This window comes from Cellulophaga algicola DSM 14237 (assembly GCF_000186265.1).
GTDB classification, from domain to species: domain Bacteria; phylum Bacteroidota; class Bacteroidia; order Flavobacteriales; family Flavobacteriaceae; genus Cellulophaga; species Cellulophaga algicola.
Genome location: NC_014934.1, coordinates 4508360 through 4531578 on the forward strand (window position 1 = coordinate 4508360; position 23219 = coordinate 4531578).

Below are 23219 nucleotides of genomic sequence, written 5' to 3' on the forward strand. Positions count from 1 at the left end.
TAATTAATTTTTCTTTTTTATACAATACACACTTTCTTGTATGGTAAACCAGCAGAAATAAAATATCCCAACAGAGAATATAATATCGCCAATCATACGCATCCATTTTAAGGTTTGTACGGTTGGTGAATATAGTAATTCTGCATCTCTAGCAAAAGAATATCCTTTAGTTATAGACGTATACGCTTGTATAATTCCTATGGGTAATAAACTCAAGACCACCATGGCTACTAATCCAATATTCAAGAACCAAAAGGCTCTTTTCAATTTTACAGAATTCCACACCCGGTCTGAGTAAAAACGCAAACAGATGATGATAAAGCCCATTCCCAGTAAACCATACACCCCAAATAAAGCGGTATGTGCATGTACTGCAGTAGTATTTAATCCTTGAATATAATAGAGTGCGATAGGCGGATTAATTAAGAACCCGAAGACCCCTGCGCCTACCATATTCCAAAAGGCTACCGCAATAAAAAAGAATACAGGCCATTTGTATTTTTGCATCCATTCATTGGATTTTAAAAGGTTCCAGTTTTCACGAATTTCGAAACCCATTAGCGTTAGCGGCACCACTTCTAGTGCACTAAACGTAGCGCCTAATGCAATGGCTTGCACCGGTGTGCCCGAATAATATAAATGATGTAAGGTTCCTATGATTCCACCTGCTAGAAAAATCGTCGCCGAAGCAATGGATGCTTTTCCTGCTGTTTTTGCGGATAGAATTTTCATCCGTAAAAAAATAAAAGCAATTATTACCGTCGCAAATACTTCAAAGAAACCTTCTACCCAAAGGTGTACCAACCACCAGCGCCAATAATTAATTACCGGCAAACTACTATTTTCACCATACATTAATCCAGAGAAAAAGAACATTCCTATAGCTATTACAGAAATGAGTAGAATGATTAGCAAGTGTTTAGAATCGTCATTTTTCTTAATCGCAAAAACTACGTGTCTGCCTACCATCAACACCCACAATACTAAACCTATGCCCAAGAATATTTGCCAAAACCTACCTAAATCCATGTATTCATAACCTTGATGGCCGAAAAAGAAATTGGTGGTTAAATCTAAAAACTGATGTACGCCTAACCACTCCCCTAACATCGATCCTAATACAATTATAATTAAGGCGATAAATAGAAAATTGATCCCGAATACTTGTAACTTCATTTCTTTACCGCTAATCATCGGTGCTAGAAACAAACCAGTAGCAAGCCATGTAGCAGCAATCCAAAATACCGCCAATTGGGTGTGCCATGTTCTGGTAATGGAATAGGGTAAGAAACTAGACAAATCAAATCCAAAGAACGCTTGCCCTTCTACCGTATAATGCACCGTTAGTGCGCCTAAAACAACCTGTAGCGCTATCAATAGAGAGATTACAATAAAGTACTTTAAGACTGCTTTCTGTGATCTGGTTAACACCAAGGTATCTAAGGGATCTTGCTTAGGGTGAATTACCGCATCTCCTTTTTCATGGTTGCGGATGTAATAATAACTCAAGGCGCCTATAAATAACAACAAGAGTACAATAGAAAATCCTGACCAAATTTGAGATTCTGGCGTAATGGTATTCCCTATTAAAGGTTCATGTGGCCAGTTAGAGGTGTAGGTATAATTCTCATTAGGCCTATTGGTACTCGCTGCCCAAGAGGTCCAGAATAAAAAAGCATTTAACTGTGCTAGTTTCACTTGATCTGTTAGTGCCCCTTCTGGAATGGCATATTGTTCATAGCCTTCGGAAAAAATACGGGTATAATGAGCAGTATTGCTCCTAATTGCAGCATAACGTGCGGCAGAAATAGTTATAGCTCCGGTCTCTGGGTTGTAGCTATTGGTTTTAATATCTTTAATTAACCGCGCTTTTAGCGCTGCCTTATTTTCAACGTCTAGGTTTTCGTAGGTAGAATTAAAGTCTTTTTTAGCCCATGCGGCTAACATAAAAACGGCTTCTTTATGAATCCAATCGGCAGACCAATCAGGAGCCACATAACTCCCGTGGCCCCAGATGGAACCTACTTCCATCCCTCCTATAGATTCCCAGACATTCTGACCTATTTGTATATCGGCCTTGGTAAAAACCGTTTTTCCCGTTTCTTTAATAGTAACGGTTTCCGGAATTGGTGGTTGTGTTTGATATACTTCTGTTCCTACCCATATTAAGGCTATAAACGAGAGTATAACAACGCTGGAAAATGCAATCCAAACTTTTTTCATGGTTGTTTCTTTTTCAATTCCTAGTTGGCTACATTTTTTACACGGTCTACACTATCTGCCGTAGAAATGGTCAAACGGATAATAGCGTCTTCAATACAAAATAAATCATGGGGAACACTAGCCTCCAAGGCAATTAAGTCTCCCCTTTTTAATTGCTGTTTTTCTCCAGCTACGCCAAAATCTATAAGGCCTTCAAAGAGTTCTACTACTATTGGAAAAGGAGCTTTATGCTCTTTCATCTGTTGTCCTTTTTTCATGAGGATTCGCACCTCTTTTGTGCTGTCTGTTTTTAATAAAACACTCACGGCTGGTCGGTCTTCCAAATAGTTAAGATTCGCTGTTATTGATGCTGTTTTCATAGTATATATATTTGTTGTTGTTTTAATTTTAATATTCTTAATTAGAGGTACTTACGTATTCCTATTACTTGTTTGTATTTAAATGTTTAAAGCTCCTAAATCCAAATAAAATAAGACAGGTTATTTTTATGATTTCTACGAGCACGTACCACAGATGCAACTTACTTTTTGCTAGCGATACTCCCGCTCGTATGAGGTCTGCTCTGGTATCTAATGCGGGCAATAACCACACACTCTGTAAGACCAAAATGACTACTGCTGTATAAAACAATCCCTGCAACCGCAATGCTTTTTTTTCTTTGGATGCGATACTTAAAATCAGTATTAAAACAGCACTGGTGATCTCTACTCTATTGAGTGCACTAAATACCAATTGTCCAATACCTAAGCCCAATGCAGTATCTATGCCTGGAGCTCTAAATTTTAGCCATGCCTCCATAAAGCTGATGGCGCCTATAAACCCTACCCAGATAAATGTAATGGCAATACTATACTTCTGTTTTTTCATAACGGATTAAAAGACCTTTTTATCTTCTATTGAATTAAATTTTAGCGTTTTAGTATAATGCTTTCTAAACTTAGATCATTCACAACCGATTTAATCGAGGTGGTTTCTAACATTTCTTGCAAATTATCACGGATTTCGACGAACTTAAAATGTAGTGGACAAGGTGAATTGGCATCACATTGTTTTAAGCCCAAGGCACACCCTTTATAAATACTGTCCCCATCTAGTATGGTCACAATTTCACTTAGTTTTGTATCCATCTTCTCGGGCAAAATACTAAATCCTCCATAGGGTCCTTTTAAGGAATGTACAATCTGTGTTTTCGTAAGCTTCTGTAATATTTTTGCGGTAAATGCCTGTGGAGAGTTTATTTCTTCCGAAATAGTGCTCATGCTCACCTTAGTATCTTTATCGCTCTGTTGTGCGATAAAAAGTACTGCCCTAAGTCCATACTCACATGATTTTGAAAACATAACTCCCCTATTTAGATGCCAAAGATATATAATTTTTATAGAGGATAAAAATATCCTTTATGGAAATTTATACTTTTCACAGATCCATCATAAATATCGCTTATAAAACTAATCATTCGGCTTATGTCTATGCGGTTTTAAATTAGGATGATTTGATTTATTATCAGGAGTAACTCGTCTTCTTCTATCTGGAGTACCATCTGGTTTGTTTGGTTTTGGTCCTGGCTTAATGGCTTCTACTTTTATCATAGTACTTAATTTAATTGCTTGAGAATAAAACTACCAAAAACAAAAATCACAACACTTCGGTTTCCCGCAGTGTCAAGAAAAAAGATTGTAGTATGACACTTTGCTTTCCTCCTTCGTATTTCGAGTAACATTCAAAAAAAAGGAATTTTCCACTGCGCTTCAAGACACTAGTGCGGTGCCGCTATACTAATTCATAAAAAAATCTGTTTACTATCTAATGGGTAAGCTATGTTCAAAAAGTTGGGGTAGCATGTCCGCTTATATTTTAAATTATTTCTAAAAAAATAATATGAAAAAGACCTACTATACCTTACTTCTTGTCGTGCTATTGGCTTTAAACTCCTGTAAGCAAGACGAGCTCAACGTACTGCAAACAGTAACTACAGAAAATTTAGATGAAGGTGGTTTGCCTGAGCTTACCTTTAGCTCTGTACTTCCTGCAATGACCAGCACCGAAGCCTATACTATAGATGTAGCACAATGGAATATTCCTAATGATGGCACCGATGCGGCAACGACCACCACCAATTTACAGGCAGCTATAGATTGGGCACATGCGGAAGGTTTTAGTACCGTTACGCTTCCGGAGGGCACTTATTTAGTAGGCGAAGAGAAAAATGACATCTACCAAGGGGGAATAGAAATACACGAGAATACGGAGTTTGTGTTTGGTGAAGGAGCTATTTTAGAAATAGACACCAATGATAAATGGAACTACTGCGTACTTAGTTTAGATGGCGATAATATTATTGTTAGAGATGGTATTATCCAAGGCGATAGAGACACCCATGTATTTACGCCTCGCGAGAGTGATACTAAGGTAGCACATGATGAAGGCCATGGAATTTGTGTTTGGAACGATAGTAACGTTGTCCTTATTGACAATATGATTATTAGAAATACCACTGGTGATGGTTCTCTTGTCTTAGAAGCTACGGATGTTACTTTTACCAACAACACCATTTACAACAACCGCAGACAGGGAATTTCTGTAGTGGGCGGCACCCGTATTACCATCACTGATAATGAAATACACCATATGAATGGTACGAGTCCACAATTTGGAATAGATATAGAAGGTGCTGGGCGTGTAGATGAAGATATCCTGATCCAGAACAATTATTTTCATCATAATACGGGTGGAGATATTGTGAATACTAGTGGTAAAAATGTATACATTTTAGACAATGTTTTAGAACAAGGAGAAGGCAATGAGTATATAGATGGTCCGCTTGTGTCTTGGCATAAAACCCACAATATTATTGCAAGAAATACCATTACCATGCTTAGTGGTTCTGTAAATGGTAGGTTAGGATACATACAATACTCTAGCGGTGGCGACAAAGGCCATAGCCGTGCTACTTATGTACATGATAATGTCATGAACAATTGTGGCATGTATATGTATAAAAGTGCTGATGCCGATGTGCGTAGAAATAAATTCTATGGCTACTTTGCAGCATTCTCAGATTTTGACAATTTAATCTTAGAAGATAATTTAGTAACCTATTCTCAGGAACATACAAATCTTAGGTATTGCTGGTCCTATCGTTTTAAAGAAGCTACGGGTACCGCTAGTGGTAATTATTTGGAGGATGAATTGCAAGACCTTCCATTATCAGAAACAGAACCGTATACTATGCAATGTGTTTTAGATGGTTGGTAGGCTTAGGGTAGATATTAAATAAAAAATGCCTTTCTGAAGAATGTTTCAGAAAGGCATTTTTTGTATACCTGATTTTAGAAAAGAAATGCCACTACTATCCTTTAGAGAATACAACGCTTGAGTCGTGTCTTCACCGTCTGGTTATACTGGTAAATGAATAGAAAATAGCGCAAAAACGTTTTTTACCACACTCCTATTTTCTTTGAAATGACGAAAAAACACCCTTTTTCGTCAAAAAATAGCCATTTTGGGCCTTTTTTTGATAAAATATGCCTTTTTATTAGGAATAACGTAGAAAAAAGTGTATAATAAGGAAAGAAATAATAACTAAAACATATATATGAGGCAACTAAAGATCACTAAGCAAATTACAAACAGAGACACAAAATCATTAGAAAAGTATTTTCAGGAAATATCAAAATTAGACATGATTACCGCTAATGAGGAAGTAGAACTGGCCATAAAAATTCGTGAAGGAGATCAAGTTGCACTTAACACCTTAGTAAACGCCAATTTGCGTTTTGTAGTTTCCGTGGCAAAGCAATATCAAGGAAGTGGTTTACGCCTTTCAGATTTGATTAATGAAGGCAATGTTGGACTGGTTAAAGCTGCCAAACGCTTTGATGAAACCCGAGGCTTTAAATTTATTTCGTATGCCGTATGGTGGATAAGACAATCTATTTTACAAGCGATATCTGAATTATCACGTATGGTACGTTTGCCTTTAAATAAAATTGGAGAGATTGGTAAAATAAATAAGGTGTTTTCTTATTTAGAACAGAGCCTACAACGCCCGCCAAATGCTATTGAAATAGCTAGAGAATTAGACATGAGCACGTCACAAGTAAAGCTTGCCATGAAAAACACAGGGAAACACTTGTCTATGGATGCTCCTTTTGCAGAAGGAGAGTCTTCTAACTTGTACAATGTGGTACAATCAAAAGAAGCCAATAGTCCAGATACGAATTTAATGCAAGAATCGCTTTCTTCGGATATCGGTGATTTACTAAGTACATTACCAAGTAGAGAAAGTGACATCATCCGTTTGTATTATGGAATAGGAGAAAAAGCGCCTATGAGTTTAACAGAAATTGGTGAAATTTTTGATATTAGCAGAGAGCGCGTAAGACAAATTAGAGAAAAAGCAATTAGAGTATTGCGTAGAAAATCTCAAAAAGAGGTATTGAAAGCATACTTGTAAAATATTCTCAACTTAATACTTGAAAATCCGACCTGAGAAGGTCGGATTTTTTTTATACTTTAATTTTTAGCCTTAAGCCATTGCTAATGCTTGTAATTCTTTAGCGGCTTTTGCAGGATCTTCTGCTCCATAGATGGCTGCACCGGCTACGGCAACAATAACACCTGCATTTTTAACTGCAGCTATGCTCTTTAAATTAACACCACCAGCAATAGAAACGGCAACGCCTGCTCTTGCTGCTTCGTCTATCAGTACTTGTATAGAGTATCCATCTTCTGCCTGCTCATCTAAACCTGCATGTAATTCTACAAACTCTGCGCCTAAAGCAATAGCTTCTTGCGCACGTTTTACTCTATCTTTTACACCTATAGTATCTACAACAACACCTTTACCATGTGCTTTTGCTGCTTTTACAGCGCCCGCTATAGTAGCATCTCCTGTTGCTCCTAATACTGTAATATAATCTGCTCCGGCTCCAAAAGCCATATTTGCTTCCAATTCCCCTGCATCGGCCGTTTTAAAATCTGCCAAAACCAGTTTATCAGGAAAAGCATCTTTCATCTTTCTTATTCCCGCTAAACCTTCACTTTTAATAAGCGGAGTTCCTAATTCTATAATGTCTATGTACGGAGCTACTTTTGTTGCTAATGCGATAGCGTCGTCTATGTTTAATAAATCTATTGCTACTTGTAATTTTGCCATAATTTTCTATTTAAACTATTCTTAATTTATATTTGTGTGCTTCTTAATTATTCCATATTTGCGTGACGCTTCCATAATTCGGAAGTCGAAGTGCCTTCTATTTCCCAAAGGCTTTGTATTAATGCATCGAAAACTAAAAGCAACGATTGCTCAAAAAGGCTCCCCGCGTATTGTTTGGATACAGCTTCAACTCGTTCTTGTTTTTGTGCTGCAGGTATCGTTACCGTTTGGTTTGCCAATTGTGCTAAAGGCGATTCCTTATTGGTAGTAAAACAAAGGACAGCTGCACCTACTTTTTTAGCAGTTTCTGCCGCACTAACGATCCCGCTAGTATTTCCAGAACCAGAACCTGCAATAAGTAAATCTCCTTTCATTATTGCGGGCGCAGTAGTTTCTCCTACCACATGAACCGTATAGCCTAGATGCATTAAGCGCATGGCTGCAGCTTTCATCATAAGGCCCGTTCTCCCCGCTCCCATTACAAATAGCCGATCTGCATTGTTTATCACAGGGATCAAGGCTGCTATTTCTTCATACTTAAGAGTATGTATTAGTTTTATATGCTCATTGATAATCGTATTCATGGCATTTTCTACTACTTGGGTTTCCTTATTTTTAAGTATGTTTTCCATCGTTAATCTTCCTTTATGCTATTGCTTCTCAATATCGAAAGCAAAATTAGGGACGCTCCTGAACTAAAGAGTTATACAATTTGACAGATGTCTGGTACAATTTGCCCTTATCCTAAAAAAGGGTGGTGTTATTCACTATTTTTGTGGTACATTTTGGAAACTGTCATTTTAAAGGGGTAATAGGCAACTTACAAACCCCAATGTAGTGCCATAAAAAAACTAGTATGCTTAGTGATAAAGTTTTATATATTCGAGATTTAGGGAATTGCCCTCCAGCCTATTTAAACGATCCTGCACGAAGAGATTTTTTTGAGATTGTTTGGCTGCGCAATGAGGATGCTCTTCATGTTCCGCAACACGATTTTCAAACCCTAAAAGGAGATTGGATTTATTTGATTCCACCTTACCGTGTACATCAATTAAACAAGGCGGGAAAAAATGGAGTATTAATTTCTTTTAAGCAAGAATTGTTGGAAGGAGATTTAAAAGAGTTTTTATTGGATGTTTTTCGTATGTTCAATATTCAAGGAGAATTTTCTTGTTTACAAGTCAACGAAGAAACCTCTAAAAGCTTGGTCTCTGTACTTCAGCTTTTAAAAGAAGATTATGACAAACCCACGGTGAATTTAATTATGATAAAAGCCCTATTAAAAGTGTTTTTATTAAAGTTGATTCATTTAAAAGAACAGCATTTTACACTACAGGATATTAATGAAAAGCGCGTTTATGAGTTTATGCTATTGCTTGAGAATAATTATAAAGAGGAGCGCACCGCTAATTTTTACGCGGAACAATTGGGCATAAGCGCAAAACGGCTCAATCAGATATTAAAAGAAAAGCTTGACAAAACTGGGGTTCAATTAATACATGACCGTGTAATACTGGAGGCAAAACGTCAAATCATACATAGCGAGAATACGATTAAAGAAATAGCGTATAATTTAGATTTTAAGGATCACTCCTACTTCAGCCGTTTTTTTAAACAGCACGCTGCACAAACCCCACAAGAATTTCAGAATAATGTAAAGGAGCATGTCATTTCGCATGACAACACTTTATATAGTTAGTTGCTGTTTTTTGGAGTATTTCCTACATCTATGTTATCGTATAACAGGAAAAGAAACACCTCTTTAATTTTTAATTAAAGAGGTGTTTCTCATTATTAAAAGGAAAGACTACTGCTCTATTTCCAATAAAATAAATTGGTTTAATTGTGGACCAAAAAAACTAAAATTATTATCGGCCACAAGAACTAAAGACCTATTTCCGTTTTCTAAAAGGGGGCCAAAAGTAATTCCCTCTATATTATCAATAATACCACCCGTAAGCTCACTTCTGATGGTTTCAAAATCTAGCAACAGTGTTTTGCTAACTTCCGTATACTCCGCTCCTTTTAGGCTAGCTAATCCGCTTACATCAGTAGCATTCGTAGCATCTACGTCGTAAATTTTTATCGTATTCCCTCCATCAAGATACCCCGTTGAAAAAGAACGCTCTAGTACCAAAAATTTGTTCTCCGCATAAGCAAATAATTCTGCGACGCCATTAACTTCAAACGTAGTTCCCAATAGTGCTGGGCGGGCTACAGGATCAAGATCATAGACTATTTCTTTTTCAAAGGCATTTGTAGCTTTGTTGATATAGGCTATTCGTATTTTGGCATCTGTGTCTTCTAATGTGGGTACTTCGCTATCTTGTTTTAATGGTAGCTCCATAGAAACCCAATATCCTTCACGATCATAGCTTACACAAAGACCTTCAAACACCCCATTTTGTCGCGGTCCAAAAGTACTAGCTGCATTGGGCATGTATCGTTCTGGCAACGTAGCTTCACTAACAAAAGTTCCGTCTAAAGATGCCGTACGCAAAAAAGGAGCTATTCCCTTGTCAATATTTCCTTCGCTGGTCCAAACTATATTTTCATGCCCGTAACGAATCGCTTCTGGATCCGTGATACTTTCCTTTACATTTGCTCCATTAGCATCTTTGAAATTGGTAATCCCTGTGAAGTTTATAGCGGCAATCCCTTCTGAACTCAACGCAATAGCTGCCGTATAAAAGCGAGGCGCTATTCTATCATCACTAATCATATACCAGGTGTTATTGGCATAATCTATACCTGATATTCCTCCTACTATTGTATTCTGGAATACCGTACCATCTGGAATGATATATTCATCAATAAAACGCAATTGCGTAATAGTCTGATGCTCTTCTGAAAGTTGATTGGTTTCTTGATTTGGATTCTCGTTTTTTTCTTGTCCTTCAACAGATCCGCAAGAACCTACAGCCAAAAGGACTGCAAATGCACATAGTTTAATCATTATTCTATTCATTTCATTCGTTTATTAGACCCGCAATTAACTTTGCTTTATCTAGTATTACCAGTATGTAAACAGTAAGTTTTGGGGCACTAATGTACTAGTTTACGATCACATTATTTCATTGAGAGCCTTTTTTTAAAAATGAAGATTATAATTATATGAAATGGTTGCGCTAATTCAATTAAAAAAGGGCATTTAAAACTAAAAAGTTAAGGCCTACAAAGAGGTACAATACAGACCACTCTCACCTCCTTTCTAAAGGAATAGTTATGTCGCTATGTAGAGGATAATGAGTAACTTTACTAAAAAAAAATTGGATCTCTTAACCCTCTTAATTTGGTTTTCAAGCCTAGCCTTCGTGTATTTCGGAATAAGTTGTTTTTATTCCGACTTTATAATTTCGGAATTTGTACGCTATAATTTAGCGAAGTATCGGCGCGCTACCGGTTACCTTCAACTGCTGGGAGCAGTAGGATTGCTATTTGGACTTTATTTTAATGCAATTGTAGTTGTTTGTGCTTCCACAGGCTTATTTTTATTAATGCTTGCAGGGTTTATAGTGCGACTAAAAATTAGAGATAATTTCATTAAATCTTCTCCTGCTTTTATTTTTGCAGGCCTCAACTTATATATAGCCTTTAAAGCTTTCTATACGTATTTCTAATAGGCTAAAGAGGCAATTACTAAATTCATAGCAATAAACAAAAAGGCTGGAAAAGATTTAAACAATTCGTCTTTTACTTTTAAGTGCATAATAATAGAACCTAACAAAAGTGTCGCTAAGCCCAAACTGCCAATTAAAGTTAATCCTTCAAATTTTATGGAAGCCAATAGCATCAGCGCTAAACTAACTTTTAAAAACCCAATTACATAACAGAAAGTTTCGGATAAGCCATACACCTTAAACTCTTCTTTTATAGTTGTGGCATTACCACCGCGCCACTTTGTAGCTTTCTTAGGTTGAAGTAACCACACATTTAGAATACTTAATCCCACTATTATTTTTAGCCCTATACTCACATAATCCATTACTTCCATTTGTTATTTTTAGTTGTTGGCAATTTTCATAAAGCTACAACAAATAATAAACTAATGTTTGCCCAATTCGCACTTTAAATAACACAAAAGCAAATTGTTTATATATGCTATCCTATTCCTTGTTTTATGCTTAGCTAGTGGTGATAATTGCTAAAGAGTTTTTAGAATAAACACTACTCTAATTCGGCTTATCGAACGCTTTACTCAATGAATATTAAAGTTTTACAGATTGATTACCTAGCGGGATCAAATATTTTGTACCTTTGTTAACCATATGGTTAAACCATATAGTTTATTATGAAAAAATCAAAAGACAAAAATACGGAGGAACAAATACTTGCTGCTGCAAAAAGTGTTTTTCAAGCCAAAGGAATGGATGGCGCGCGAATGCAAGAAATAGCAGATAAAGCGGGTATAAATAAAGCGATGCTTCATTATTATTTTAGAAGTAAGCAACTGTTATTTGAAGCCGTTTTTAAGAATGTATTTTTATTATTAGCGCCGCAATTAAATGCTATTCTAAATGATGATTCTTCTATTGAAGAAAAGATAAAAAACTTTACGGCAAATTACATCTCTTTTATTAGTCAGCATCCGTACTTGCCCAACTTTATCATTCAGGAGTTAAACAGGAATCCTGAATTTATATTAAAATTTAAAAACAATAAAGGGTTTCCTGACATCACAAAATTTAAAAAGAAAGTTGCTGATGAAGTGCAACAAGGGGTTATAAAACCAATACGTGCTGAACAATTATTCATTAATATTTTAGCGCTTAATATTTTTCCTTTTGTAGCACAACCTTTAATCATGGCATTTACTGATCTTGACAATCAGGCGTACCAGAAATTAATGGAAGATAGAAAAACAGATGCCGCAAATTTCATTATCAATGCAATAAAGAACACTTAATATGAAACGTTTCCTATGTATTCTGATAAGCATAACCGCATTCTCTGGTAGCGCACAACAAAGCATCTCCTTACAAGAATGTTATGACCTCGTCACACTAAACTACCCTTTAGCGAAACAAACCCAATTGTTAGAAGCTCAAAATACCTTAGAGACTGCTGTGGTCTCTAATGCAAAATTGCCACAATTGAGTTTAGATGCGCAAGCCACTTATCAATCTGATGTGATAGAAATTCCAATATCGAGTATTGATCCGTTGAATAAAGACCAATACCGCGCTACATTTTCGGTAAATCAATTGCTCTATAATGGTGGTGCAACCGGCGCTTCATTAGCGCTTAAATCGGCGCAATTAAAAACAAATCAAAAACAAATAGAAGTTAGTTTATATCAACTAAGACAACAAATTAACCAACTGTACTTTTCAATTTTATTAGCACAAGAATCTAAACTATTAGTAAAAGCAAAACAAGAACAGTTACAAGCAAAACTTGATGAAGTACGTGCTGGGGTTACCTATGGTATGCTTATGCCCTCTTCTGATAAAGTACTAGAAGCAGAATTACTAAAGATAGACCAACAATATCAAGAATTAGAAAGCAGTAAAAATAGCTTGATAGAAACACTTGGGAGTTTAATAAAAAAACCGCTGACTGGGGCTACCCAATTTCAAAACCCGTTGATTGAAATTAAAGTACAGCCAGAATTAACACGACCAGAATTAGAATTATTTCAATATAAAAAAGAAGAAATAGCGCATTCAGAACGCTTTATAGGAAAACAAAATGCGCCTAAATTACATGGTTTTGCTACTGGTGGATATGGCAACCCAGGGTTAAACATGCTAGATAATTCTTTTCAGGCTTTTTACACTGCTGGTGTAAAATTACATTGGAATGTATTTGATTGGAATGCGAACAAAAAACAACGTGAATCATTAGCCATTAACAAAGACCTCGTAGACACGGAAGTCGAAATTTTTAAGCTTAATACTCATATTGAACTGAACAAACAGCAGCAAGAAATTGATAAAATGGAGGCGATTATCACTGCAGATGATGCCATAATAGACTTAAGAAAAGACGTCTTACTAACGGCAAGTTCTCAACTAAAAAATGGCGTAATAACAGCATCTGCGTACCTCACAGAGCTTACCAATTTATATGAAGATGAAAATACTAGGGTACGGCACAAGATTCAGTTGCAGCTCGCTAAAGTAAATTATAATGTTATCAAGGGACTTTAAACATTTAAAAATGAAAAAACACAACGCTATACTAGCGATCAGCATGAGTGCCACTACCCTATTTTCCTGCAGCGATGCTAGCGGTACAGCAGATGGTTATGGCAATTTTGAAGCTACAGAAATTACCATTTCTGCCGAAAACAACGGAAAACTACTGCAGTTTGATGTGCAGGAAGGTGATACGCTTAGTAAGGCTCAATTTATAGGCTATATTGATACCATACCACTTGCTTTAAAACGGGAACAATTACAGGTTTCTAAGGCGATAATTAGTTCAAAATCTAAAGGAGTTTTATCTCAAATTAATGTGCTAAATGCCAAATTAAAAACAGGAAACATCAATAAAGATAGAATGCAGCATTTGATTCGTGATAATGCAGGTACACAAAAACAACTAGATGACGTGCAGGGAGAAATAGCGGTTATTAAAAGTCAGATAAAAAGTGTAGAAATCCAGAATGCCCCCGTAGTGAATGAACTTAAGGCCATTGATGTGCAGTTAAAACAGCTCGACGATCAAATAGGAAAAAGTAAAATTATTAATCCTATTGCTGGAACAGTATTAACCAAATATATGGAGCCTAATGAAATTGTAAGTTTTGGAAAACCGCTATATAAAATTGCGAACCTAAAGATGATGCAATTGCGCGTTTATGTAAGTGAAACGCAATTAGCAAGCTTAAAAATAGATCAAGAAGTTACCGTAAAAATAGATGATGGAGCTGCTATGAAATCTTATAAAGGACGTATTCGTTGGGTTGCTTCTGAGGCTGAATTTACACCAAAAATTATTCAAACAAAAGAAGAGCGTACCGCCTTAGTATATGCTGTAAAAATTGATGTAGAAAATGATGGTCGCATAAAAATTGGTATGCCCGCAGAACTATGGTTAAAAAATAATACCCAAAATTAATTCCTAGAAAATGAAAAAAATAATAGGGCTTTTATTCGTAATTACAACGCTTACGGCAAGCTGTAAAAATACAAACAAAAAAACAGCAACAGATACTTCAACGGACTCCACGACGTCGCAGACAGATGCATTATTTGAAACAGCATGGATGAATGATCTTAGTTTGAATAATGGCCGTAAATGGGAAGCGAATAAGGAAACTACGGAAGGTGTTCTTAAAATGCAAACCCTTTTACAATCTGAAACTACACATACTATTGAAGAATATGTACATTTAGCCGGTAAACTTAACGTAGTAAAAAACGAAGTGGTAAAAGAATGTACTATGGAAGGTGCTTCTCATGATAATTTACACCTTTGGCTTTATCCATTAATTAAAAAAATAAAAGCGTTTTCGGAAGTTAAAAGCTTGGAAGAGGCTTTAAAATTAAAACAAAGTATCGAAGAGCATCTCAAGGTTTACGCTACTTATTTCCAATAACGATCTTAAAATAAATACCATGGAAAAACATACTTATAATGTCAATGTTCGTTGGACGCAAGACCGAAAAGGTCTGCTTTGCTCTCCTGAGCTTCACAATAATGAAACCAATGCATCTAATTGTTTAGAAGTTGCCACACCCCCAGAATTTCCTGGAGGAATGCCAAATATTTGGTCGCCAGAACATTTATTTACGGCAGCAGTCAGCAGTTGTTTAATGACTACTTTTTTGGCCATTGCCGAATTTTCAAAATTAGAGTACCTAAGTTTCGAATGTGACTCTAGAGGTATTTTAGAGAAAGTAGATGGCAAGTTTGTCATTAGTGAAGTGCTCTTATTTCCTGAAGTGGTTATTGCCGATGAAACCAAGCGCGAAAGAACCGAACGCATTCTTGAAAAATCTGAGAAAGCATGCTTAATTTCAAATTCTATTACGTCAAAAATTACAATGGAAACGAAAATAACTGTTCAAAATTAATACGAAATGAGCATCACCGTAAACCATATTGGTAAATCCTACAAAAACATACCCGCTTTACATGATATTTCTTTTGAAGTGAAGGAAGGAGAACTCTTTGGTTTAATTGGTCCCGATGGTGCGGGAAAAACAAGTTTATTTCGGATTCTTACGACCCTATTGATCGCCAATGAAGGTACTGCAACAGTCGCAGGATATGATGTGGTTGAAGATTATAAAAAAATTAGGAATTGTGTGGGCTATATGCCTGGGAAATTCTCATTGTATCAAGATTTAACGGTTCAGGAAAACCTAAAATTTTTCGCTACTATTTTTGGAACTACAATAGAAGAAAACTACGATTTAATTAGAGAAATATACGTTCAGATTGAGCCTTTTAAAACCCGTAGGGCAGGAAAACTTTCTGGGGGGATGAAACAAAAGTTAGCTTTGTGCTGCGCTTTAATTCACAAACCAAAAGTGCTCTTTTTAGATGAACCTACCACGGGAGTTGATCCGGTATCCCGAAAAGAATTCTGGGAGATGTTAAAACGATTACAACTAAAAGGAATTACCATTTTAGTATCTACCCCATATATGGATGAAGCGGCCTTGTGTGACAGAATTGCACTGCTGCAAGATGGGAAAATTTTACAGATAGATACTCCAGAAGCAATAGTAAAACACTATCCTAAAGAGATTTACAATGTGGGAGCCCATTCGATGTATGAACTTATCAATAGCTTAAAAGCGTATGAGCACCAACATAGCGTGTATCCTTTTGGCGAGTATGTTCATTATACCGATAAAAGATCGGACTTTAATCCGGCGGACTTAAAAGCATATTTGGCGGCTAAAAACCTCTCGGAGCTCACTATAGAAAAAACGACTGCCAGCATTGAAGATACCTTTATGGAATTAGCAAAAAAATGAACGATAACAAAGTCATACACGTAGAAGGGTTAACGAAAACATTTGGAGATTTTACCGCTGTAAATGCCATTACATTTGATGTGCATAAAGGTGAAATATTTGGGTTTTTAGGTGCCAATGGGGCTGGAAAAACTACAGCTATGAAAATGCTCATCGGGATTTCTAATCCAACATCTGGCAAGGCAGAAGTAGCAGGTTTTGATGTATTTACACAAGCAGAAGACATCAAAAAAAACATTGGCTATATGAGTCAGAAATTTGCCTTGTATGATGATTTAACGGTTCAAGAAAATATTACTTTCTTTGGCGGTATTTATGGTTTGTCAAGAAAACAAATCAAAGAAAAGTCTGCCTTATTAATCCAAGAACTAGGGCTAGAAAATGTAGATCATCAATTGGTAGGCGCATTACCCTTGGGGTGGAAACAAAAATTATCATTTTCGGTGGCTTTACTCCACGATCCAAAGATTGTGTTTTTAGATGAACCTACCGGTGGTGTTGATCCTATTACCAGACGCCAATTTTGGGAAATGATTTACAAAGCCGCACATCAGGGAACGACCATTTTTGTAACTACCCATTATATGGATGAAGCAGAATATTGCGATCGCGTTTCCATTATGGTGAATGGTAAAATAGAAGCTTTAGACACCCCTAAAAACCTCAAAAAAAAATACAAAGCAGACAGCATGAACGATGTGTTTCTAAAACTTGCCAGAGTGCCCTCCTAACTCCTGCTAAGAAAAAGAAGACTTTACTTTTAAAAGTAGCATCAAAATTAAAACTAGAAAAATTATCCCATTAGGGAATTATACCAAAAATGAAAAGATTTATAGGCTTCATAGAAAAAGAATTTTACCATATCTTTAGAGATAGACGCTCCTTGTTTATTCTCTTTGGAATGCCTATTGCCCAAATTTTATTATTTGGCTTCGCAATAACCAATGAAATTAATAATGTTGATATTGCTATCCTAGACCATTCAAAAGACGCAAACACCACCGAAATTATTTCAAAAATAGGGTCCTCAAAATACTTTAGTATTAAACAAGTTATCACTAAAGAAACAGACATTGCTGCTGTTTTTAAAAAAGGCGAAGTAAAGGCTGTTTTAAATTTTGAGAAAGACTTTAGCAAAAACCTTATAAAAGAGCATAAAGCTAGCGTTCAAATTGTTACCGATGCTACGGACCCGAATACCGCAAATACCATCAGTAACTATGTCAATGCTATTCTACAGCAATATCAAAAAGAATTAAACAAAGACAGCAGCACGCCATACCAAATAGTTCCTGAGACCCGAATGGTCTATAATCCAGAATTAAAAAGCGTGTATATGTTTGTTCCGGGAGTCATGACCATTATCCTTATGCTCGTTTCTGCCATGATGACCTCTATTTCTATCACAAAAGAAAAAGAATTGGGCACTATGGAAATATTATTAGTCTCCCCGATAAAACCAATTCAAGTCATTATAGGCAAGGTTTTTCCTTATATTTTTCTATCCATCATAAACGCTATTGTCATTGTAGTCTTAAGTATTTTCATCTTTAATATGCCGGTACAAGGCAGCTTATTTCTGTTGGCTTTAGAGAGTATCCTTTTTATTGTGAGTGCTTTGGCATTGGGCATTTTAATTTCCACCATTTCTAAAACACAACAAACCGCCATGATGATTTCTCTAATGGGATTAATGCTACCCGTTATTTTACTCTCGGGTTTTATTTTCCCTATTTCAAGCATGCCGGTTCCCCTACAGGTCATTAGTTCTATTATTCCTGCCAAATGGTTTATTCTTATCATTAAAGGCATTATGCTAAAAGGGGTAGGTTTAGAGTATTTATGGAAAGAAACCCTTACTTTATTAGGAATGACGGTGTTTTTCATAGCCTTGAGTGTCAAGAAATATAAAATTAGACTAGAGTGAAACAGTACCTAGTGAAATAAAAAAATAGCAGTAGAACGCGAGTGTTAAAAACTAAAAAGAGATTCCCGGTTTCATGGGAAATAATATGAAAATAATACTATACATCATACAAAAGGAGTTTAAGCAAATCTTTAGAAATAAAGGGATGCTGCCTATTATTTTTGTTTTACCCTTACTCCAATTAATCATTTTATCAAATGCTGCGACTTTTGAAATAAAAAACATCAAATTTGGAGCTATAGATCATGATCATACGGCTACTTCCAGAGCATTAATAGAAAAATTTAATGCCTCTAACTATTTTGATGTACTGACCAATTATCCTTCTCAAGAAAAAGCGAGTGCCGCCATGCTAAAGGGAGAAGTAAATGTGATTTTAGAAATACCAAGCTATTTTCAACGTGATTTACAAAAGGAAAAACACCACACTTTAGGGGTAACCATAAATGCTATTGATGGTGCAGCAGCGGGTGTAGAAAATGTGTATGCTACACAGATTATTCAAAGTTTTAATCAACATCTAAAAGTTGATTTATTACAGCCCTCAGACCAACTTATAACCACAACACGTATAGAAACTATTCCTTTATTTTGGTACAATGAAACCTTAAATTATAAAACCTTTATGGTACCTGGCATTTTAGTGCTATTGGTCACCATGATTACACTATTTCTTTCAGGAATGAATATTGTGCGCGAAAAAGAAATAGGCACCTTAGAACAGATTAATGTAACTCCCATTAAGAAAAGTCAGTTTATTATAGGCAAGCTCTTTCCTTTTTGGGTTATAGGAATGGGCTTACTGACTGTTGGACTTATAATTGCTAAAGGAATCTTTAATGTTCCTATGATAGGCAGCTTACCCCTCATGTATTTATATACAGGAGTCTATATTTTAGTGATATTAGGAATTGGATTGTTTATTTCAAATTTTACAGACACGCAACAACAAGCCATGTTTATCGCTTGGTTTTTTACCGTTATTTTTATATTGATGAGTGGCTTGTTTACGCCTATTGAAAGTATGCCAAAATGGGCACAGATGATGACGGCCTTTAACCCTATAAAATATTTTGTGGAAGTAATGCGGATGGTGATGCTTAAAGGATCTGGTTTTATGGATATTCTTCCACAATTATTAAAAACCGTATTGTACGCTTTTATAATGAATGGCTTGGCGGTTTGGAGTTATAAAAAATCGACATAACTTGATCTTTTATAAACCCTGAGATTGTTCTCCTAGAAAACGTCGGCTTTAAATTGGATACTTACTTCCCCATTTACTAATCTATTTTCATTATCAATACCACTAAAAGCACCATTTTGTATTTCACTTCCCGGTTTCAAAAAATAAGTTTTAAAATACATATGCACTTGATCAAAAGCGATAATCCCTGCGAAATCAAAACTAAAATGTACTACAGAACCTTTATTCAAAAGTTTTAAATTGTCCTTTTCAAAATAAACATTTTCCGTAAGCGGAATCATTTTATAATTATTAGGCGAAATCTTAAATTTTAATCGTTCTACGCCTACGCCATCAATTATGAAGTTAAATTCATATGTACCTGTTAAGCTTTCGTAAATAGAAGCATAGGGACTATGATTAGAAATTTCTAAAAATTGAGTGGGTACGATACTCTTGTTTACTATCCGCTTATTCCTTACTTCCATGGCAATATAGGAGGGTATTTTTGGGTCTTTTACCCGCTCTTCCATATCCTCCTTAGAAGCACATTTTTCCCAAATTGCTTCCCCCGCTACGGTATTGGTATAATTATCAAAAGTACAGTAGGTGCCTATTAAAAATTTTAAGGAAGCAAGATCATTATGTCCTACATAATAAATTTCACTAGCTCCTTCTACCAATTTACCATCCAGTAGTGTCTTAGAGTTAATATGTAAAGTATCTTCCCGACGAATAATGTTACCAAAATTATAATGGGTTTCAATACTCCCGTCTTCCTGAGGATACACATAAGTATGTTTAACTTTTTTCCAGTTATTGGAGATCACCGTTTCTCCTTTTAAAATTAAATTGTCTTCCCCAAAATAATAATTTACATAGTAGTAGGTTTGGTTTGCTGTAGCATCATACAACAGATCAAGCTGTTTCTTTTCATTTACATCTCCTAAGGTATTCTTATTTAAAAAATGATCAATAGATTCATATCCAAGATATAATAAGACGATAGCTTTATAATACCTATTTAGTTTGATAACAGGTTTTCCTTTGTGATAATCTCTAACCTTATCATATAAATATTTACCATTAATAAAATCGCTCCCTATTTGCTCCAGATCACTCTTAAGGTTAGGGCTCTCTATATTGTAATTTCCGTAACCAAAAAACTGCATGGACTTAGGAAGTTCCTTTAATTTATGATTCTCTTTAAATTTTGCATATAGCTCTTCTAATAATAGTTCAAAATATGCTGCAGTCAGTGGTAAAGCGTCAACTTCCTGTTTTTTCATAAATTCCGATTTTCATACTAAAATTATTAAATAATATTTTAATAACTATAAATAATCATAATTAATAGTTGAAGATTAAATTTATAACACATAAAACTAACCAAAGCGAAATTATTTCTAAAAACTGAGGACTATGAGAAATGTACTATTTACCCTATTATTACTACCCCTATTAAGCTTGGGGCAACGTACAACGATAAGTGGCGTTGTAACAGACGGCAGTGATGTCTTGCCAGGCGTTAATATTTTAGAAAAAGGAACCACCAATGGGGTGACTACCGACTTTAATGGAAATTTTCAAATTTCTGTAGCTTCGGGAGCTGTATTAAACTTCTCTTATATTGGTTTTAAAAATCAAGAAGTAAATACTACAGACAAAACTGTTCTTAGTATTGCCATGGAAGAAGATGCAAAAGCATTGGATGAGGTTGTTGTCCAAGGGTTTACAGGCGTTGTTGGTAGGGCCCGGAAACGTACAGAATCAATACAGTCTATCCCAGAATCTGTAACTGCATTAAACAGTGAGGGCATTGAGAAAAATGGAATAAATAATGTTACCAATTTTGCAAAATTAGTACCGAACCTAAAATTAAACAGTTCACAAGCTGCAGGGATTAACTTCTTAACCATAAGAGGTATTCCTCAAATACGAAATGCAGATGCGCCTGTGGCTTTTGTTATAGATGGTGTTACCATTCCAGATCCAAGTTTATTAAATCAAGAATTGTTTGATTTGGCTTTGATAGAAGTAGTGAAAGGTCCTCAAGGGGCACTTTATGGTAAAAATGCCATTGGAGGTGCCATTAACATTTACTCTAAAGAACCTGTAAATACGAACAAAAACAATTTAACCTTAGGCTATGGAAATGCCAATGCTTTATTAACCCAATTTGTTTCTTCCGGGGCTATCAAAAAAGATAAAGTATTTTACCGCCTATCTACACAATTTAAAAATTTTGACGGTTTATTAACCAATGAATATAACAATGAAAAAGTAGATTTCTCTAGAGAATTCAATGTTCGTGGTCAGATTATCGCTAGAATTGCTGACAATTTCAAAGCCAGTGCTACACTACAATTTATTGATGTAAGTGGCGGCGCCGCATACTACTCCGTAAACCCTACAGGAAATATCTTTGTAGATGGCGCTCCTGGAGGAACACTTTCTCCAAACCCAGAAGACGGCAATAATGTTATCAACCATGATGAACCTGGAAAATCGGATATCAACAATGCCTTTGGAAGCCTTTCTTTAGAATATACTCCTGGTAAAGTGAAAATGCAAAGTATTACTTCCTACAACTATGTTGATCGTTCTTTGAGTGGTGATTTGGACTTTATTCCTTTTGATGATTTTACACAAGGCGAGACCGCTGAAACCAGAACGTTTAATCAAGAACTACGTTTTAATAATGTCGCTTCTGAAGGAAAAATTAATTGGAGTGCTGGTGGTTTTTATCAAGATATAGAAAAGCCTTTCTTTCAAGATGGCTTGAGTAGTGATTTTGATTTAAATGAATTGTTTTATGGTGTAGCTGCAGATGTTATCAACACAACAAAAACCTATGCCCTATTTGGTTTTATAGATTATAAGTTAACGGACAAGCTTACTGCTTCGGCAGGCTTCCGATACGATAATGATACTTTCAAGCAAGAAGATCATTTATCTGGTGATACTTTTGAGCGTTCTAATAATATTGTACAACCTAAGGCTTCTATATCGTACCAAGCTACCGAGAATGTTTTGGTCTATACTAATTACGGAAGAGGATATCGAACAGGTGGATTTAACCCTGCAGTGACCGATCGTTTTAACAGAGATTATGAAGATGAATTGACGGATAATTTTGAACTAGGTTTCAAATCTTCTATGTGGAACAACCGATTTATTTTAAATGGATCTGCTTTTTACACAGATTTCTCTAACCAACAACAGTATATCTTTGACCTGGACACCTTTTTTCCAGGAAACTACAATTATGATAAGAGTAGAATTATTGGTTTTGAATTTGATGCAAAACTTAGATTGTCTAAGTACTTAGATTTATTAGCTAATTATGGTTTTGTAGATTCTGAAATTACAGAAGGTGGTACTACCGGTGGTGTTGATGGTACTGCAACAGATCTTAATGCCTTTAATGGTAAAAAGACCCCTTTTGTTCCTCAAAACAACTTCAATATAGGTTTAGAATCTAGTTTTGCTTTGACCGAAAAAATAAATTTTGACGGTAGTATTAATCTAAATAGCACAGGAAAAACCTACTGGGATGAAAATAACTCAGATGCATTTACAACAAATGCCTACCAATTACTAGATGCACGTGCTTCTATTTCTTTTGACAACCTAAAATTTACCATCTGGGGAAATAACATTTTAGACAAACAATACTACACGGAATATGTTCCTGGATCATTGTTTGGTGGTTTTGATGACTTTGGTTGGAGAGGCAGACCAGCAACATACGGTGCTTCAGTTTCAATCAATTTCTAATAATCTTTA

24 protein-coding genes are annotated in these 23219 nt (G+C 35.7%); 14 read left to right on the forward strand and 10 right to left on the reverse strand.

The features are described 5' to 3' along the window. Nucleotides 1–3: 3 nt before the first annotated feature. The 5 genes from CELAL_RS19530 to CELAL_RS22430 form a co-directional block, all read right to left on the reverse strand. Complete coding sequence (locus CELAL_RS19530; protein ID WP_013552623.1) at nucleotides 4–2223, reverse strand: nitric-oxide reductase large subunit; 2220 nt, start codon at nucleotides 2221–2223, stop codon at nucleotides 4–6. Between the two features lie 20 nt (nucleotides 2224–2243). Further along, nucleotides 2244–2582, reverse strand: a complete 339-nt coding sequence (locus CELAL_RS19535) for a cupin domain-containing protein (protein ID WP_013552624.1) — start codon at nucleotides 2580–2582, stop codon at nucleotides 2244–2246. Nucleotides 2583–2646: 64 nt separating this feature from the next. Beyond that, nucleotides 2647–3090, reverse strand: a complete 444-nt coding sequence (locus tag CELAL_RS19540) for a hypothetical protein (protein ID WP_013552625.1) — start codon at nucleotides 3088–3090, stop codon at nucleotides 2647–2649. A gap of 41 nt (nucleotides 3091–3131) precedes the next feature. After that, complete coding sequence (locus CELAL_RS19545) at nucleotides 3132–3563, reverse strand: RrF2 family transcriptional regulator (RefSeq protein WP_013552626.1); 432 nt, start codon at nucleotides 3561–3563, stop codon at nucleotides 3132–3134. A gap of 108 nt (nucleotides 3564–3671) precedes the next feature. Beyond that, complete coding sequence (locus CELAL_RS22430; protein ID WP_013552627.1) at nucleotides 3672–3812, reverse strand: hypothetical protein; 141 nt, start codon at nucleotides 3810–3812, stop codon at nucleotides 3672–3674. Between the two features lie 289 nt (nucleotides 3813–4101). Between CELAL_RS22430 and CELAL_RS19550 the strand changes: the two genes are divergently transcribed. Together CELAL_RS19550 and CELAL_RS19555 are read left to right on the forward strand one after the other, a co-directional pair. Then, the gene (locus tag CELAL_RS19550; RefSeq protein WP_013552628.1) at nucleotides 4102–5478 is read left to right on the forward strand and encodes a right-handed parallel beta-helix repeat-containing protein; all 1377 of its coding nucleotides are present in this window, start codon (nucleotides 4102–4104) and stop codon (nucleotides 5476–5478) included. 340 nt (nucleotides 5479–5818) lie between these two features. Further along, complete coding sequence (locus CELAL_RS19555) at nucleotides 5819–6679, forward strand: sigma-70 family RNA polymerase sigma factor (protein ID WP_013552629.1); 861 nt, start codon at nucleotides 5819–5821, stop codon at nucleotides 6677–6679. Between the two features lie 72 nt (nucleotides 6680–6751). Here CELAL_RS19555 and hxlA read toward each other — a convergent pair whose 3' ends face one another. Both hxlA and hxlB read right to left on the reverse strand, forming a co-directional pair. Then, a complete protein-coding gene (gene hxlA / locus CELAL_RS19560) occupies nucleotides 6752–7381 on the reverse strand; it encodes a 3-hexulose-6-phosphate synthase (protein WP_013552630.1) in 630 nt (209 codons plus the stop codon). 47 nt (nucleotides 7382–7428) lie between these two features. Further along, nucleotides 7429–8013 (reverse strand): 6-phospho-3-hexuloisomerase, encoded by a 585-nt coding sequence (gene hxlB, locus CELAL_RS19565; RefSeq protein ID WP_013552631.1) that lies wholly within the window; start codon nucleotides 8011–8013, stop codon nucleotides 7429–7431. Nucleotides 8014–8237: 224 nt separating this feature from the next. Between hxlB and CELAL_RS19570 the strand changes: the two genes are divergently transcribed. After that, nucleotides 8238–9080 (forward strand): helix-turn-helix domain-containing protein, encoded by an 843-nt coding sequence (locus CELAL_RS19570; protein WP_013552632.1) that lies wholly within the window; start codon nucleotides 8238–8240, stop codon nucleotides 9078–9080. 108 nt (nucleotides 9081–9188) lie between these two features. Here the strand turns inward: CELAL_RS19570 and CELAL_RS19575 are convergent, their stop codons facing one another. Beyond that, complete coding sequence (locus tag CELAL_RS19575; RefSeq protein ID WP_013552633.1) at nucleotides 9189–10349, reverse strand: esterase-like activity of phytase family protein; 1161 nt, start codon at nucleotides 10347–10349, stop codon at nucleotides 9189–9191. Between the two features lie 277 nt (nucleotides 10350–10626). Here CELAL_RS19575 and CELAL_RS19580 point away from each other — a divergent pair, with 277 nt between their 5' ends. Then, nucleotides 10627–11001, forward strand: coding sequence for a DoxX family protein (locus CELAL_RS19580; protein ID WP_245529660.1), 375 nt, complete (start codon nucleotides 10627–10629; stop codon nucleotides 10999–11001). Here CELAL_RS19580 and CELAL_RS19585 read toward each other — a convergent pair. Further along, nucleotides 10998–11375, reverse strand: a complete 378-nt coding sequence (locus tag CELAL_RS19585) for a DoxX family protein (protein ID WP_013552635.1) — start codon at nucleotides 11373–11375, stop codon at nucleotides 10998–11000. The genes CELAL_RS19580 and CELAL_RS19585 overlap by 4 nt on opposite strands. 297 nt (nucleotides 11376–11672) lie before the next feature. Between CELAL_RS19585 and CELAL_RS19590 the strand changes: the two genes are divergently transcribed. The 9 genes from CELAL_RS19590 to CELAL_RS19630 all read left to right on the forward strand — a co-directional run bounded on the left by CELAL_RS19590 (nucleotide 11673) and on the right by CELAL_RS19630 (nucleotide 19451). Further along, nucleotides 11673–12287, forward strand: coding sequence for a TetR/AcrR family transcriptional regulator (locus tag CELAL_RS19590; RefSeq protein WP_013552636.1), 615 nt, complete (start codon nucleotides 11673–11675; stop codon nucleotides 12285–12287). 1 nt (nucleotide 12288) lies between these two features. After that, nucleotides 12289–13533, forward strand: a complete 1245-nt coding sequence (locus tag CELAL_RS19595) for a TolC family protein (RefSeq protein WP_013552637.1) — start codon at nucleotides 12289–12291, stop codon at nucleotides 13531–13533. Between the two features lie 10 nt (nucleotides 13534–13543). Next, the gene (locus tag CELAL_RS19600) at nucleotides 13544–14446 is read left to right on the forward strand and encodes an HlyD family secretion protein (RefSeq protein WP_013552638.1); all 903 of its coding nucleotides are present in this window, start codon (nucleotides 13544–13546) and stop codon (nucleotides 14444–14446) included. Between the two features lie 10 nt (nucleotides 14447–14456). Beyond that, nucleotides 14457–14927 (forward strand): hypothetical protein, encoded by a 471-nt coding sequence (locus CELAL_RS19605; protein WP_013552639.1) that lies wholly within the window; start codon nucleotides 14457–14459, stop codon nucleotides 14925–14927. 19 nt (nucleotides 14928–14946) lie between these two features. After that, complete coding sequence (locus CELAL_RS19610; RefSeq protein WP_013552640.1) at nucleotides 14947–15405, forward strand: OsmC family protein; 459 nt, start codon at nucleotides 14947–14949, stop codon at nucleotides 15403–15405. 6 nt (nucleotides 15406–15411) lie between these two features. Further along, nucleotides 15412–16317: an ABC transporter ATP-binding protein gene (locus CELAL_RS19615; protein ID WP_013552641.1), complete on the forward strand. Its 906-nt coding sequence runs from the start codon at nucleotides 15412–15414 to the stop codon at nucleotides 16315–16317. Continuing rightward, nucleotides 16314–17048, forward strand: a complete 735-nt coding sequence (locus CELAL_RS19620) for an ABC transporter ATP-binding protein (RefSeq protein ID WP_013552642.1) — start codon at nucleotides 16314–16316, stop codon at nucleotides 17046–17048. The genes CELAL_RS19615 and CELAL_RS19620 overlap by 4 nt, the downstream gene beginning before the upstream one ends. 89 nt (nucleotides 17049–17137) lie before the next feature. Next, the gene (locus CELAL_RS19625) at nucleotides 17138–18244 is read left to right on the forward strand and encodes an ABC transporter permease (protein WP_013552643.1); all 1107 of its coding nucleotides are present in this window, start codon (nucleotides 17138–17140) and stop codon (nucleotides 18242–18244) included. An 85-nt stretch (nucleotides 18245–18329) separates the two neighbouring features. Then, complete coding sequence (locus tag CELAL_RS19630) at nucleotides 18330–19451, forward strand: ABC transporter permease (protein ID WP_041558373.1); 1122 nt, start codon at nucleotides 18330–18332, stop codon at nucleotides 19449–19451. Between the two features lie 32 nt (nucleotides 19452–19483). On the opposite strand, the gene CELAL_RS19635 is transcribed toward CELAL_RS19630, so the two are convergent. Then, nucleotides 19484–20719: a hypothetical protein gene (locus tag CELAL_RS19635; RefSeq protein WP_013552645.1), complete on the reverse strand. Its 1236-nt coding sequence runs from the start codon at nucleotides 20717–20719 to the stop codon at nucleotides 19484–19486. A gap of 133 nt (nucleotides 20720–20852) precedes the next feature. Between CELAL_RS19635 and CELAL_RS19640 the strand changes: the two genes are divergently transcribed. Then, complete coding sequence (locus CELAL_RS19640) at nucleotides 20853–23210, forward strand: TonB-dependent receptor (protein ID WP_013552646.1); 2358 nt, start codon at nucleotides 20853–20855, stop codon at nucleotides 23208–23210. The last annotated feature ends 9 nt before the right edge of the window (nucleotides 23211–23219 follow it).